A 13,301-nucleotide genomic window follows, 5' to 3' on the forward strand; every position below is an offset into this window, starting at 1 on the left:
ACTTGCTGACCCGCGGCCGCAGGCCGCATTCCAGGAAATCCGGCACGGAAAAGGAAATCACTGTGGAAACAACTGTGGAGACAAACGAGACTGTTGATGCGGTGACCGAGCTCGGATCCGGACACCCCGGCGACAACCCGCCCCCGCCCCGGCGCGGCGGCTTCGTCTATGTGATGAGCAACCAGGAGACCGGCAACTCGGTGACGGTGTTCACCCGTGACGTCTACGGCAATCTGACCCGCAAGGGCACCTACCCGACCGGCGGCCTCGGCGTCGGCCGCAGCTACGACCTGGAGGACACCTCCGACCCGCTGGTCTCGCAGGGCTCGCTGATCGCCGGCGAGGACCAGCGGTTCCTGTTCGGCGTCGACTCCGGCAGCAACGAGGTCTCCTCCCTCGCCATCGAGGGCGAGCGGCTGCGGCTGGTCAGCCGGGTCGCCACCGGCGGCGTCCGCCCGGTCAGCCTGACCGTGCACGGCAACCTCCTGTACGCCGTCAACGCCACCGACGGCTCGATCTCCGGCTTCCACATCGGTGACGACGGCTCGCTCACCCCGGTCGACGGCTCCCGCAAACCCCTGATCGGCGGCGCGGCGGCGGGCCCGTCGCAGATCCAGTTCACGCCCGACGGCACCCAGTTGATCGTCACCGAGCGGCAGACGAACATCATCGACGTCTTCCCCGTCGACGCGTACGGCCGCGCGGGCGAGCCGGTGCGCAACCAGTCCAACGGCCTCGCCCCGTTCACCGCCACCTTCCACGGCGACGTGCTGATGGTGGCCGAGATCATCGGCGCCCCCGGCTTCTTCGGCTCCATGTCCACCTACCGGGTCAACCGCGACGGCACCCTCCAGGTGATCAGCGGCTCGGTGACCACCACCGAACTCACCACCTGCTGGACGGCGAACAGCACCCTGGACCCGAGCGTCATCTACGTGGCGAACGCCCAGAGCGGTTCGATCGGCGGCTTCCGCATCGACGAGCAGGGCGCGATCAGCCTCTTCCCTGCGGACGGCCACCTCGCCGTCACCCGCAACTCGCACGCGACCCAGGACATGGCCATCACCAACGACGGCCTGTACCTGTACGTGCTGACCGCCGGGATCGACGAGAAGATCGCGGACCCGCGGCTGCCCACCTACGTCGAGGGGACGCCGTACTGCGACAAGATGTCCATCAGCGCCTACCGGATCGAGGCCAACGCCGGTCTGACCACGCTCAAGGGCTTCGGCGTGGCCGACGACCCGCCGCGGGTCACCAGCCCCGGCGTCCTGGCGCCGAGCGCGGGCGGTCTGGCCCCCGGATCGGAGGGGATCGTCGCCTTCTGACCCGTACCTCCTGCTGAACACTGACTAAAGCCCGCGGTGGTCCACGGCCGTCCCGCGAACGCCGGCCGTGGACCGCCTTTGTCCCTACGGATCCATACCTACGGATCCGTACGAAACCGCTCAGGCCGCCAGCACCGCCAGGTCCAGGCGCCGCAGCCGGTCCGGGTCGGCCCGGAGCGTGATCCCGGTGATCCTGCCGTCCGCCAGCGTGAACCCGATGACCACCTTGAGCTCGCCGCCCGGCGCCCACACGGCGCCCACCGTGCCGTCCACCAGGGCGAGTTGGGCGGTCTGGGCCCGTCCGTTGAACGTGCCGGCCACCGCCAGTGCCCCGCGCACCTCGCCCATCGCGCCGACCTCCACGGTCGCGCGGTCGGCCCGCACCACCACATCGGGGTCGAGCAGTTCGAGCAGCGCGTCGAAGTCGCCCGCGCGCGAGGCGGCGAAGAAGGCGTCGACGACCTCCCGCTGGCGGGCCAGATCCGCGTCCGGCACCGGCGCCGACTCCTGCACCCGGCGCCGCGCACGGCTCGCCAGCTGCCGGGTGGCGACCGTGGAGCGCCCCACCACCGGGGCTATCTCGTCGAACGGCACCATGAACATGTCGTGCAGCACGAAGGCGATCCGCTCGGCGGGCGCCAGCGCGTTCAGGACGACCAGCATCGCCAGGCCCACCGAGTCCACGAGCAGCACCTCGTGCTCGGGGTCGCCCGGCTCCTCGTGCCCGCGCGGGTGGACCGGCACGGGCTCGTCGTACAGCAGCTCGCGCCGTGAGTCGCGCGAGCGCAGCATGTCCAGGCACACCCGTCCCACGACGGTGGTGAGCCAGCCGCCGAGGTTCTTCACACAGCTCGCGTCGGTGCGGCTGAGCCTCAGCCACGCCTCCTGGACGGCGTCGTCCGCCTCGTTGAGGTTGCCGAGTATCCGGTAGGCGACGGCCCGCAAGTGGGTGCGGTTGGCCTCGAACCGCTCGGCCAGCCGTTCGCCCTCGTCCACGTTCGCGGTCACTTCTTCCCTGCCTCACCCGAAGAGGTGACACCGACTGTATCCGCTGTCCCGCCCCACGGGTACGCCGATTCAGCTCTCAACTGCCTTACAGATCAGGACATTTGATGGAGGTCCCATGGCCGTACCACCCGCATCACCCGCACCCGGTGTCACCCGGGTCGACGCGGCCCGCGCCCAGCGCCTGGAAGCGCTCGGCCGCACCTGGGCCTTCGAGCTGGGCGGCGAGGTCTTCGAGCTGCCCCGGGAGTTCACCCGCGAGACCGCCCGACGGCTGCGCGCCCTGGGCGGCGACGACCTCGGCGCCTCGCTCGAACTCCTCCTGGGCGAAGGGCAGTCCGCGCGGCTGCGCCGCCACCGCCCCTCGCCGCACGACGCCGAGGCCGCCCTCGCGTCCTGGGGCCGGGACACCGGGCTCGGCCTGGGGGAAGGCTGCGCCTCGGCGTGTACGTGGACGACAACGCCGAGGCGCTCGAAGCCGCGCTGCTGCGCCACTACGGCGTGGACCTCCTGGACTGGCACCGCGGCCGGCTCTCCTCCCGCCGCCTCGCGGTCCTGATCCGCCATCTACCGAAGGAGCCGTCATGGTGAGCAGCGGCCAAGCCGAAGGGGTCGCGATCGAGCTCGAACGGCTGCGGCGCGCGGTGGACGTCGGATTCGCCACCACCCGGGGCGACCTGGCGCTGCTCCTCCAGCGCGCCGACCAGACCGACAAGACCCTCGGCGAGCACGACGACCGCCTGGACACCCTGGAGCGCGCCCGCTGGCCGCTGCCCGCGATCGCCGCCCTGACCTCCTGCGCCGCCCTCGCGGTGAGCATCTGGCAGGGCGCGGGTCACTGAACGTCCCTTGTCCGAAGGACTGACGGCACACAAAAGGGCCCGCGGCCCCCGTGAGGGGCTGCGGGCCCTTTGTGCGTGTTGCTCCTGCTTACTCCTGCGGCCGCTTGGGCCGCCACACCACCAGGGCGCTGGTCTGCTGCACGTCCTGGTACGGCACGAGATCGCGCCGGTACGACGCGTGGACCTGGGCCTCGCGCTGCCGCATCGCGGCCGCCGCCCCGTCCACCGCCGTGGAGAGCTCGGCGACGCGCTGCTGGAGCGCGGCCACCTGGTTCTCCAGCTCGATGATGCGCTTGATGCCGGCCAGGTTGATGCCCTCGTCCTGCGACAACTGCTGCACCGTACGGAGCAGGTCGATGTCTCGGGCCGAGTAGCGCCGGCCGCGCCCGGCCGTGCGGTCGGGCGAGACCAGGCCGAGGCGGTCGTACTGCCGGAGGGTCTGCGGGTGCAGACCGGAGAGCTGAGCGGCGACCGAGATGACGTACACCGGCGATTCGTCGGTCAGTTCGTACGGATTGCGTCGTCGGCCGTCCATCTCATGCTCCCTTCGCGGCCTGGAACAGTTCTTCCCGCGGATCGTGATCCGCAGTCGCCTCGCGGTACGCCTCCAGCGCGTCGCGCGCCTTGTCGTCGAGATCCTTGGGCACCACGACCTCCACGGTGACCAGGAGGTCGCCGCGCGAGCCGTCCTTGCGGACCGCGCCCTTGCCGCGGGCCCGCATCGTACGGCCGTTGGGCGTTCCCGCGGGGAGCTTCAGGGTGACCGGGGGCCCGCCGAGGGTGGGCACCTTCACCTCGCCGCCGAGCGCCGCCTCCACGAAGGTGACGGGCACGCTGACCGTGAGGTTGTCGTCCTTGCGGCCGAACACCGGGTGGCCGTCGACGTGGACGACCACATAGAGGTCGCCCGCGGGTCCCCCGCGCTCGCCCGCCGCGCCCTTGCCGCGCAGCCGGATCCGCTGGCCGTCGAAGACGCCCGCCGGGATACGGACCTGCATGGTCCTGGACGACTTGGCGCGCCCGCTGCCCTTGCAGACGTCGCAGGGGTCCTGGGCGATCAGACCCCGGCCCTTGCAGTCGACGCACGGGTCGGTGAGCGAGAAGCCGCCGCCGGTGCCGCGCGAGACCTGGCCGGTGCCGACGCACGTCGGGCACACCCGAGGCGTACCGTTTTTGTCGCCGGTGCCCGAACAGGCCTTGCAGGGGGCCTGGCTGGAGAGCCGGATCGGGACCGTGGCCCCGTCGACCGCCTCGGTGAAGCTGAGCGTCACCTCGGACTCCAGGTCCTGGCCGCGGCGCGGCTGGGTCCGGGTGCCGGTGCCCGCGCCGCCCCGGTTGAAGAGGCCGCCGAACACGTCGCCCAGGCCGCCGCCGAAACCGCCGCCACCACCGCCAGCAGCCCCGCCCTGGGCGCCCCCGAAGAGGTCGCCCAGGTCGAAATTGAAGCTGCCGCCGCCGGCGCCGGGACCGGCCCGGAAGCCGCCGTTGCCGAAGAGGGCGCGCGCCTCGTCGTACTCCTTGCGCTTCTTCGGGTCGCCGAGGATGTCGTTGGCCTCGGAGATCTCCTTGAAGCGCTCCTCCGCCTTGACGTCGCCCTTGTTGGCGTCCGGGTGGAACTCCCGGGCGAGCTTTCGGTACGCCTTCTTGATCTCGGCCTCGGTGGCGTCCTTGGGGACGCCGAGGACCTTGTAGTAGTCCTTCTCGACGAAGTCCTTCGTGCTCATCGACGTCCCTCCTTCCGGACGATCACTTCATCCATGACCGCTGCGTCAGCCCTTGTCCGGGCCAACGCTCTCCTCGTCGGCCTTGTCTTCCTTGCCCTCCTTCGCCGCGCCCGGCTGGGGCTCGGCGACGGCGACCCGCGCGGGGCGGATCGTACGCTCGCCGATCCGGTACCCGGGCTGGAGGATCGCGACGCACGTCGTCTCGGTGACGTCCGGCGCGTAGGAGTGCATCAGGGCCTCGTGGACCGTCGGGTCGAAGGGCTCGCCCTCCTTGCCGAACTGCTGCAGGCCCATCTTCGCGGCGACCGTCTCCAGCGACTCGGCCACCGACTTGAAGCCGCCGGTCAGTTCGCCGTGCTCACGGGCCCGGCCGATGTCGTCGAGCACGGGCAGCAGCTCGGTCAGGAGGCCGGCGACGGCGATCTCCTTGACCGTGACGCGGTCCCGCTCCACGCGGCGGCGGTAGTTCTGGTACTCGGCCTGAAGGCGCTGGAGGTCCGCCGTGCGCTCACCGAGCGCCGTCTGGGCCTGGTCCAGCTGTGCCGTCAGAGCGATCTCCTTGGCTGCGTCCCCGGCCGGGGCCGCCTTCCCCTCCTCGGAGGAGTCGGCGGCCTTCGGCTCGGCGTCTTCCTGTGTGCCGGAGGGGACGTCGGGCTTCTCCTCGAAACCCGGGGTCTCCTCAGACATCAGGCCGCGCCGCCCTTCGCGTCTCCCGGCTTCTCGTCGTCGACGATCTCGGCGTCGACGACGTCGTCCTCGGCCTTGTGCGCACCGTCACCGGCAGCGCCCTCGGCGCCGGCGGCACCCTGCGCGGCCTGGGCGTCCGCGTACATCGCCTGGCCGAGCTTCTGGGAGACGGCCGCGAGCTTCTCGGTCGCGGTGCGGATCTCCGCGGTGTCCTCGCCCTTGAGCTTTTCCTTCAGCTCGGTGACAGCGGTCTCGACCTCGGTCTTGACCTCGCCCGGGACCTTGTCCTCGTTGTCCTTGAGGAACTTCTCGGTCTGGTAGACGAGCTGCTCGCCCTGGTTGCGGGACTCGGCGGCCTCGCGGCGGCGGTGGTCCTCCTCCGCGTACTGCTCGGCCTCCTCGCGCATGCGGTTGACCTCGTCCTTCGGCAGCGAGGAGCCGCCGGTGACGGTCATCTTCTGCTCCTTGCCCGTGCCCAGGTCCTTCGCGGTCACGTGCATGATGCCGTTGGCGTCGATGTCGAAGGCGACCTCGATCTGCGGCACGCCGCGCGGGGCCGGCGGCAGACCGGTCAGCTCGAACATGCCGAGCTTCTTGTTGTACGCCGCGATCTCGCGCTCGCCCTGGTAGACCTGGATCTGCACGGACGGCTGGTTGTCCTCGGCCGTCGTGAAGATCTCGGAACGCTTGGTCGGGATCGTGGTGTTGCGCTCGATGAGCTTCGTCATGATCCCTCCCTTGGTCTCGATGCCGAGGGACAGCGGGGTCACGTCGAGGAGCAGGACGTCCTTGACCTCACCCTTGAGGACACCGGCCTGCAGGGCGGCGCCGATGGCGACGACCTCGTCCGGGTTGACGCCCTTGTTGGCGTCCTTGCCGCCGGTCAGCTCGCGCACGAGCTCGGCGACGGCCGGCATACGGGTGGAGCCACCGACGAGAACGACGTGGTCGATCTCGGAGAGCTGGATGCCCGCGTCCTTGATGACGTTGTGGAACGGGTGCTTGCAGCGCTCAAGAAGGTCGGCGGTCAGCTGCTGGAACTGAGCGCGCGTCAGCTTCTCGTCCAGGTGCAGCGGGCCCTCGGCCGAGGCCGTGATGTACGGCAGGTTGATCGAGGTCTCGGTGGACGAGGACAGCTCGATCTTCGCCTTCTCGGCGGCCTCGCGCAGGCGCTGGAGCGCCATCTTGTCCTTGGAGAGGTCCACGCCGTGGCCGGAGTGGAACTGCTTCACCAGGTAGTCGACGACGCGCTGGTCCCAGTCGTCACCACCGAGGTGGTTGTCACCGTTGGTGGCCTTCACCTCGACGACGCCGTCACCGATCTCCAGGAGCGACACGTCGAAGGTGCCGCCGCCGAGGTCGAAGACGAGAATGGTCTGGTCGTCCTTGTCGAGCCCGTAGGCCAGGGCGGCCGCGGTCGGCTCGTTGACGATGCGCAGGACGTTGAGGCCCGCGATCTCACCGGCCTCCTTCGTCGCCTGACGCTCGGAGTCGTTGAAGTACGCCGGGACGGTGATGACCGCGTCGGTGACCTTCTCGCCCAGGTACGCCTCGGCGTCGCGCTTCAGCTTCTGCAGGATGAAGGCGCTCATCTGCTGCGGGTTGAAGGTCTTGCCGTCGAGGTCGATCTTCCAGTCGGTGCCCATGTGGCGCTTGACCGAGCGGATGGTCCGGTCGACGTTGGTGACGGCCTGCCGCTTGGCGACCTCACCGACGAGGACCTCGCCGTTCTTGGCGAAGGCGACGACGGACGGCGTGGTCCTGGCGCCTTCGGCGTTGGTGATGACGGTGGGCTCGCCGCCTTCGAGAACGCTGACGACGGAGTTAGTCGTGCCCAGGTCGATGCCGACCGCACGTGCCATTTCGATTCCTCCAACAACTGACATCTTGAGTGGAACTGACTCAAGGATGCATCACCCGTCCCGGGTGGTCAACAGAGCTGAGTCGACTCGACTCAACTTTTATGTTGCGCTTAGGTGTGCGGCTTGTGTGTGCCCGGGCTTCGTCTGCGGGCCGGTGGGGGCTGGTCGCGCAGTTCCCCGCGCCCCTTAGGTAGTCCGCCTCAGCCGGAGAGTCCAGCTCAGCCACAGGCTTTTAGGGGCGCGGGGCTGTGACACTTGCGGCTCCGCCGCGCGGGCGCGACCAGCCCCCACCGGGCCACACTCGACAACGCGTCAACTCGCGTGCGCCGCCTGCGCCGGGACCTGTTCGGCCGGGTCGGGGGTGTCCTCCCGCAGCAGCACCAGCTCGCACTGGAGCAGGCGGCCGTCCCGTGGGTCCGCGAGCCCGGGACGAACCGACATCAGGGACAGACCGAGCCCGTCGCGCGCGTGGGCCAGCACGTCGTCGAAGCCCGCCCCGCCCTCGTACAGCGGTACGAGCGCCGCCCCGGCCTGGAGGCCGACGATCTCGTCCGCGAAAGCGCCCGCACCCCGCAGCACCTCCCGCTCGTACCCCTGCACCGCGAGCCGTACGAAGACCCGCTCGCCGGGGGCGGTGACGCCTTCCCACAGCCCGTCGAGCCGGTGCGCCTCCACGCTGCGCGTGCCGGTGTACCCGGCGTGCGGGGCGGCGGCCCGGTGGCGGGGCAGCATGGTCAGCGCCGAGCTGCTCAGGCCCGCGTCGCCCGCGATGTTCAGGGTGAGCGGGCCGGTGTGGTCGGCGAGCGCGTACGGCAGGACCGACCAGAACGGGTCCTCGGCGGCCCGCAGCCGCAGCTCGGCGCGGGGTTCGCGGAGCGGCTCGAAGGAGACGATCCGGCCCTCGTAGCCGCAGCGGCGCAGCATGGCGCCGTACGCGCCGGAGTGCGCGCCGACGTCGAGGACGAGGTCGATCTCGTACCGCCGCAGCAGCCGGACCAGGCGCGGGCCGTCGCCCATGGCCGGAGGGCGGGGCGCGCCGAGGGGGCGGGGAAGGCGGCGCAGGGCGGTGCGCGTGAAGTCCTTGAAGGCCGTGAAGTCCTTGAAGGCCTTGAAGTCGATGCTCACGCCGGTGCTCCTTCGTGGGCCGCCCCGGGGGCGGGTTCGGTACGCAGCGCCTCGTCGCCGTAGACCGGCACCCTCAGCAGCACCACCACCGCGACCGCCGTACCCAGGGCCAGCGGCAGCACGGCGGGCGGGGCGAGGCGGCCGTCGTGGACGAGCAGCGCGGTGACCGTCCCGGCGAGCGCGGCGAGCCCGAGGACGACCGCCGTGCCCTGCACGGTCAGCCCGCCGCGGCGCAGCCGGTGCGCGATGTGGTCGGCCGCGCCCTCGGCCAGCGCCCGCCCGGCGCGCCGCCGCGACACCAGGACCACGACCGCGTCGGCCAGGACCACGGCGGTCAGGGCGAACAGCGAGGCGCCGGCCCGGGCCGGGCCGGCCTCGGTGTGGACGAGCACGGTGGCCGAGGCGAGCAGGAACCCGGTGAAGAGCGAGCCGCAGTGGCCGAGCACGATCCGCGCCGGGTGCCAGTTGTGCACCAGGAACCCGGTGAGCGAGGCGGCCAGGACGCTGAGCAGCAGGGCGAGCCCCGGCAGCGCGTCCGCGATGGCGCAGACGGCGAGCCCGAGCGCGGTCACCCCGGCCACCGTCCCCATCGCCCCGTCGGAGGCGTCCAGCAGGCTGAAGGCGTTGGTGACGAGGACGATCCACAGCACGGCGAGGGCGCCCGGGCCCGGCGAGAGCCCCGACGCCAGGGCGACCACCACGGTGGCGGCGGCGGTCTGCACCCCGATCCTGACCCGGGCCCCGAGCGGGCGCAGGTCCCCGGCGAGGCCGAGCAGCGCGACGGCCCCGGCGGCGCCGAGCAGCGGCCCCACGCCGTCCCCGAGGGCGGCGAGCCCGAGCACCGGCCCGGCCCCGACGGCGGTGAGCGTGCCCACCGCGACCGCGATCCCGCCGAGGTGCGGGGTGCGGGCGCCGCGCGAGCCCCGGCCCCGGGCCCCGACGCGCAGGACGGCCGCGCGGACCACCGCGGCCAGCAGGGCGGTGCAGAGCAGGGCGGCGACGGCGGCCGTGAGCCCGGAGATCATGCGAACCAAGTTAGATTGTTATGTCCGTGTATGGGCTGAATAACACGATGGACATTTCAAAAGTGCCGAACCCTGTCCGACACTGGTCCCCGGCCGGCTACTGACGCTGGCCAACTGAGGTCGGCCTGAGCGACACAGATCACCGCGTGCGCGGCTACAGTGCCGCCGGATAAATGGGTACGCTCAGACGAGCTCGATAAGTTACTGCTTAGTAATCCCTGGCAGGCCCGAGGAGCCCCCACATGCAACTCGCCGCGATCGTTGTGTCGCTGGTCCTAATCGCGGTCGGCGTAGCGCTGTTCGGCCGTGCCGTCTGGCAGATCTACCGGTTCGTGCGGCTCGGCCAGCCGGTGCCCGCGGGCACCCGGACCGACGAACCCGTGCAGCGCACCGTGACGTTGGCCAAGGAGTTCCTCGGCCACACCCGGATGAACCGCTGGGGCATCGTCGGCGTCGCGCACTGGTTCGTGGCGGTGGGCTTCTTCTCGCTGCTGCTGACGATCGTCAACGCCATCGGCCAGCTCTTCCAGGCCGACTGGCTGATCCCCATCATCGGCGACTGGCTGCCGTACGAGATCTTCGTCGAGTTCCTCGGCCTGATGACGACGCTCGGCATCCTCACGCTGATCACCGTCCGCCAGCTGAGCAAGGCCGACAAGCCGGGCCGCAAGTCCCGGTTCGCGGGCTCCAACACCGGCCAGGCGTACTTCGTCGAGACGATCATCCTCATCGTCGGCGTCTGCATCATGACGCTGCGCGCCCTGGAGGGCGTCCAGCACCACGTGGACAGCTACGAGCCCGGGTTCTTCGCCTCGTACCCGCTGATCCTGGCCCTCAAGGGCCTGAGCCTGACGGCGATCCAGAACATCACGTACGGCGTCGCGGGCCTCAAGATCGCGGCGTCGTTCATCTGGATGATCACGGTCTCCCTCAAGACCGACATGGGCGTGGCCTGGCACCGCTTCCTCGGCTTCCCCAACATCTGGTTCAAGCGCGAGGCCGACGGCGACGTCGCCCTCGGCGCGCTCCAGCCGATGACCTCCGGCGGCAAGGCGATCGACTTCGAGGACCCGGGCGACGACGACGTCTACGGCGTCTCCCAGATCGAGCACTTCTCCTGGAAGGGCATCCTCGACTTCTCCACCTGCACCGAGTGCGGCCGCTGCCAGTCGCAGTGCCCCGCCTGGAACACCGGCAAGCCGCTCTCGCCGAAGCTCCTGATCATGTCGCTGCGCGACCACGCGCACGCCAAGGCGCCTTACCTGCTCGCGGGTGGCGGCAAGGACATGGAGGGCAACGAGAAGGCGACGCCCGAGCAGCTGAAGGACGTTCCCGCGTCGGCCATCGCCGAGGCCGAGCGCCCGCTGATCGGCACCGCCGAGGAGAACGGCGTCATCGACCCGGACGTCCTGTGGTCCTGCACCACCTGCGGCGCCTGTGTCGAGCAGTGCCCGGTCGACATCGAGCACATCGACCACATCGTCGACATGCGCCGCTACCAGGTGATGATCGAGTCCGCGTTCCCGTCCGAGGCGGGCACGATGCTCAAGAACCTGGAGAAGAAGGGCAACCCCTGGGGGCTCGCCAAGAAGCAGCGCGTCGAGTGGACCAAGGAGGTCGACTTCGAGGTCCCGATCGTCGGCAAGGACGTCGAGGACCTGTCCGAGGTCGACTACCTGTACTGGGTCGGCTGCGCCGGCGCCCTTGAGGACCGCGCCAAGAAGACCACCAAGGCCTTCGCGGAGCTCCTGCACATGGCGGGCGTCAAGTTCGCGATCATGGGCGGCGACGAGAAGTGCACCGGCGACTCCCCGCGCCGCCTGGGCAACGAGCCGCTGTTCCAGCAGCTCGGCCAGGAGAACGTGGCGATGCTGAACATGGCGTTCGGCGAGGACGACGAAGACCCTGAGACGAAGAAGCCGAAGTCGTCGAAGAAGATCGTCGCGACCTGCCCGCACTGCTTCAACACGATCGCCAACGAGTACCCGCAGCTCGGCGGCGAGTACGAGGTCATCCACCACACCCAGCTGCTCCAGCACCTCATCGACGAGGGCAAGCTGATCCCGGTGACGCCGGTGGACGGCCTGATCACCTACCACGACCCGTGCTACCTGGGCCGCCACAACAAGGTCTACACGCCCCCGCGCGAGATCATGTCGGCCGTCCCGGGCCTGCGCCAGCAGGAGATGCACCGCCACAAGGAGCGCGGCTTCTGCTGCGGCGCCGGTGGCGCGCGGATGTGGATGGAGGAGCGGATCGGCAAGCGCATCAACAACGAGCGTGTTGATGAAGCACTTTCCCTCAACCCCGACATCGTCTCCACGGCCTGCCCGTTCTGCCTCGTCATGCTGACCGACTCGGTCAACGGCAAGAAGAACGACGGCCAGGCGAAGGAGTCGGTCCAGGTCGTGGACGTGGCGCAGCTGCTGCTTGAGTCGGTGAAGACGCCGGCGGACGCGGCGTCGGCGGACGAGGAATCAGCGCCGGAGACCGTGGCCCCCTAAGGGGCGCGGGGAACTGCGCGACCAGCCCAGCACGGTCCGCAGACAACGTACGAACCGAAAGCGGCCAGTCCTGCCCCCGAGGCAGAACTGGCCGCTTTCGCGTATGCGTCAGCCGCGCTGCTGACCACGCCGGTGGTACAGCGCGAACCCCAACCCGGCCGCACCCGCCGCAGCCATCCCCCCACCGGCGGCGATGAGCGGCGCCTGGTTCCCGGACCCACCGGAAACACCCTCGGCACCGGCCTTGACGCCCCCCTTGGGGACGACGCCGGTGGTGGGGGCGGCCTTCTTCCCGCCCTTGCCGTCGACCGTGTACTTCTCGATCAGCTTGCCGTGGAAGTCGTACACCCAGCTGTTGCCACCGTGCTTGCCGTCGATGACGACGAACTTGTAGAAGCCCTTGCCCGCGTTGACGATCTTGTACGTCCAGCCGTCGTTCAGGGTCGACGGGTTCTTCAGGTCGATCGAGCCGAGGAAGTTGCCGTTCGGCATGGAGATCTCGACGCGCGGGCCGTCGGTGGTCTTGATCAGCTTGGCGATACGCCCGTCGGGCATGGTGATCTTCACGGAGGAGATGACCTTGGAGTCGGCCTTCTTCTCCTGCTTCTTCTTCTCCGGCGTCTTGCCGCCGTCGACCCACGAGGTGACCGTGCCGTCCGGGTTGAGGACCACGTGCAGACCGTTGTTCTCGCCGACCGCCTTGGAGCCGTTGGCCGCGAGGGTGTCGAGCTTGGCGCCGTTCGCCCAGATCTCGGCCTCGTAGTGGTTCTGGCCGAGCTTGTAGACCTTGGCGACGGAGCCGTCGGCGAGCTTCACGGACTTCACGAAGGAGCGAAGCTCCTGCGGCTTCTGCTCGTCCTGCGGCTTCTGCTCGTCCTTGGGCTTCTGGTCGTCCTGGCCCTGGTCCACCGGCGTCGGAACCGGCGTCGGGTCGGTGTCGGCCGCGAAGGCAGCGCTTGCCGGGAGGGCGAGGGCGGCGATGGCTCCGGTGGCGATGGCGGCGGTACGAATGGTGCGACGGGTGGCGCGCATATCGGTGGCTCTTCCTCGTAACTCGACGGCTTCGGTGTCGTGTATGTCGTGTCTGTAGCCCTTTGTGGCGGCGACACCAAGAAAGTTACGAGGGGGATGTCTGGGTCATGCGTAGGCGATGTAACAGGCAACTGGCCACTTGGCCTGCGGGAATGTAAATACGCGCC

Annotated in this window: 12 protein-coding genes; 4 read left to right on the plus strand and 8 right to left on the minus strand. The window is 69.9% G+C overall.

Going from position 1 to position 13,301, the window contains the following annotated elements:
• Window positions 1–101: 101 nt before the first annotated feature.
• Window positions 102–1,328, plus strand: coding sequence for a lactonase family protein (locus tag OG965_RS20615; RefSeq protein WP_371653562.1), 1,227 nt, complete (start codon window positions 102–104; stop codon window positions 1,326–1,328).
• Between the two features lie 120 nt (window positions 1,329–1,448).
• On the opposite strand, the gene OG965_RS20620 is transcribed toward OG965_RS20615, so the two are convergent.
• A complete protein-coding gene (locus tag OG965_RS20620; protein ID WP_371657007.1) occupies window positions 1,449–2,324 on the minus strand; it encodes a sigma-70 family RNA polymerase sigma factor in 876 nt (291 codons plus the stop codon).
• Between the two features lie 127 nt (window positions 2,325–2,451).
• Between OG965_RS20620 and OG965_RS20625 the strand changes: the two genes are divergently transcribed.
• The gene (locus tag OG965_RS20625; RefSeq protein WP_371657191.1) at window positions 2,452–2,892 is read left to right on the plus strand and encodes a hypothetical protein; all 441 of its coding nucleotides are present in this window, start codon (window positions 2,452–2,454) and stop codon (window positions 2,890–2,892) included.
• A 25-nt stretch (window positions 2,893–2,917) separates the two neighbouring features.
• Window positions 2,918–3,175: a hypothetical protein gene (locus OG965_RS20630; protein WP_371653563.1), complete on the plus strand. Its 258-nt coding sequence runs from the start codon at window positions 2,918–2,920 to the stop codon at window positions 3,173–3,175.
• An 88-nt stretch (window positions 3,176–3,263) separates the two neighbouring features.
• Here the strand turns inward: OG965_RS20630 and OG965_RS20635 are convergent, their stop codons facing one another.
• The 6 genes from OG965_RS20635 to OG965_RS20660 form a co-directional block, all read right to left on the minus strand.
• Entirely contained in the window at window positions 3,264–3,710 is a 447-nt protein-coding gene (locus OG965_RS20635; protein WP_371653564.1) for a heat shock protein transcriptional repressor HspR, read from the minus strand.
• 1 nt (window position 3,711) lies between these two features.
• Window positions 3,712–4,899, minus strand: coding sequence for a molecular chaperone DnaJ (dnaJ, locus tag OG965_RS20640; protein WP_371653565.1), 1,188 nt, complete (start codon window positions 4,897–4,899; stop codon window positions 3,712–3,714).
• Between the two features lie 45 nt (window positions 4,900–4,944).
• Window positions 4,945–5,586 (minus strand): nucleotide exchange factor GrpE, encoded by a 642-nt coding sequence (gene grpE, locus OG965_RS20645; protein WP_371653566.1) that lies wholly within the window; start codon window positions 5,584–5,586, stop codon window positions 4,945–4,947.
• Entirely contained in the window at window positions 5,586–7,448 is a 1,863-nt protein-coding gene (gene dnaK, locus OG965_RS20650; protein ID WP_371653567.1) for a molecular chaperone DnaK, read from the minus strand. The genes grpE and dnaK overlap by 1 nt, the downstream gene beginning before the upstream one ends.
• 312 nt (window positions 7,449–7,760) lie before the next feature.
• Window positions 7,761–8,573 (minus strand): FkbM family methyltransferase, encoded by an 813-nt coding sequence (locus OG965_RS20655; RefSeq protein WP_371653568.1) that lies wholly within the window; start codon window positions 8,571–8,573, stop codon window positions 7,761–7,763.
• On the minus strand, window positions 8,570–9,598 hold the full coding sequence (locus OG965_RS20660) for an MraY family glycosyltransferase (RefSeq protein ID WP_371653569.1): 1,029 nt from the start codon (window positions 9,596–9,598) through the stop codon (window positions 8,570–8,572). Before OG965_RS20660 ends, OG965_RS20655 begins: the two co-directional genes overlap by 4 nt.
• A 242-nt stretch (window positions 9,599–9,840) precedes the next feature.
• On the opposite strand from OG965_RS20660, the gene OG965_RS20665 reads away from it, so the two are divergent.
• A complete protein-coding gene (locus tag OG965_RS20665) occupies window positions 9,841–12,102 on the plus strand; it encodes a (Fe-S)-binding protein (protein WP_371653570.1) in 2,262 nt (753 codons plus the stop codon).
• Between the two features lie 108 nt (window positions 12,103–12,210).
• Here the strand turns inward: OG965_RS20665 and OG965_RS20670 are convergent, their stop codons facing one another.
• A complete protein-coding gene (locus tag OG965_RS20670; protein WP_371653571.1) occupies window positions 12,211–13,134 on the minus strand; it encodes a hypothetical protein in 924 nt (307 codons plus the stop codon).
• Window positions 13,135–13,301: the final 167 nt, after the last annotated feature.

Origin of the sequence: Streptomyces sp. NBC_00224, assembly GCF_041435195.1 — a bacterium.
In the GTDB taxonomy this organism is placed as follows: Bacteria; Actinomycetota; Actinomycetes; order Streptomycetales; family Streptomycetaceae; genus Streptomyces.

Excerpts from the sequence above, each read along its gene's own strand:
- OG965_RS20635 (WP_371653564.1), bottom strand. The coding sequence starts at position 3,710 with ATGGACGGCCGACGACGCAATCCGTACGAACTGACCGACGAATCGCCG.
- dnaK (WP_371653567.1), bottom strand. The coding sequence starts at position 7,448 with ATGGCACGTGCGGTCGGCATCGACCTGGGCACGACTAACTCCGTCGTC.
- OG965_RS20660 (WP_371653569.1), bottom strand. The coding sequence starts at position 9,598 with ATGATCTCCGGGCTCACGGCCGCCGTCGCCGCCCTGCTCTGCACCGCC.
- OG965_RS20665 (WP_371653570.1), top strand. The coding sequence starts at position 9,841 with ATGCAACTCGCCGCGATCGTTGTGTCGCTGGTCCTAATCGCGGTCGGC.
- OG965_RS20630 (WP_371653563.1), top strand. The coding sequence starts at position 2,918 with ATGGTGAGCAGCGGCCAAGCCGAAGGGGTCGCGATCGAGCTCGAACGG.
- grpE (WP_371653566.1), bottom strand. The coding sequence starts at position 5,586 with ATGTCTGAGGAGACCCCGGGTTTCGAGGAGAAGCCCGACGTCCCCTCC.
- dnaJ (WP_371653565.1), bottom strand. The coding sequence starts at position 4,899 with ATGAGCACGAAGGACTTCGTCGAGAAGGACTACTACAAGGTCCTCGGC.
- OG965_RS20670 (WP_371653571.1), bottom strand. The coding sequence starts at position 13,134 with ATGCGCGCCACCCGTCGCACCATTCGTACCGCCGCCATCGCCACCGGA.
- OG965_RS20625 (WP_371657191.1), top strand. The coding sequence starts at position 2,452 with ATGGCCGTACCACCCGCATCACCCGCACCCGGTGTCACCCGGGTCGAC.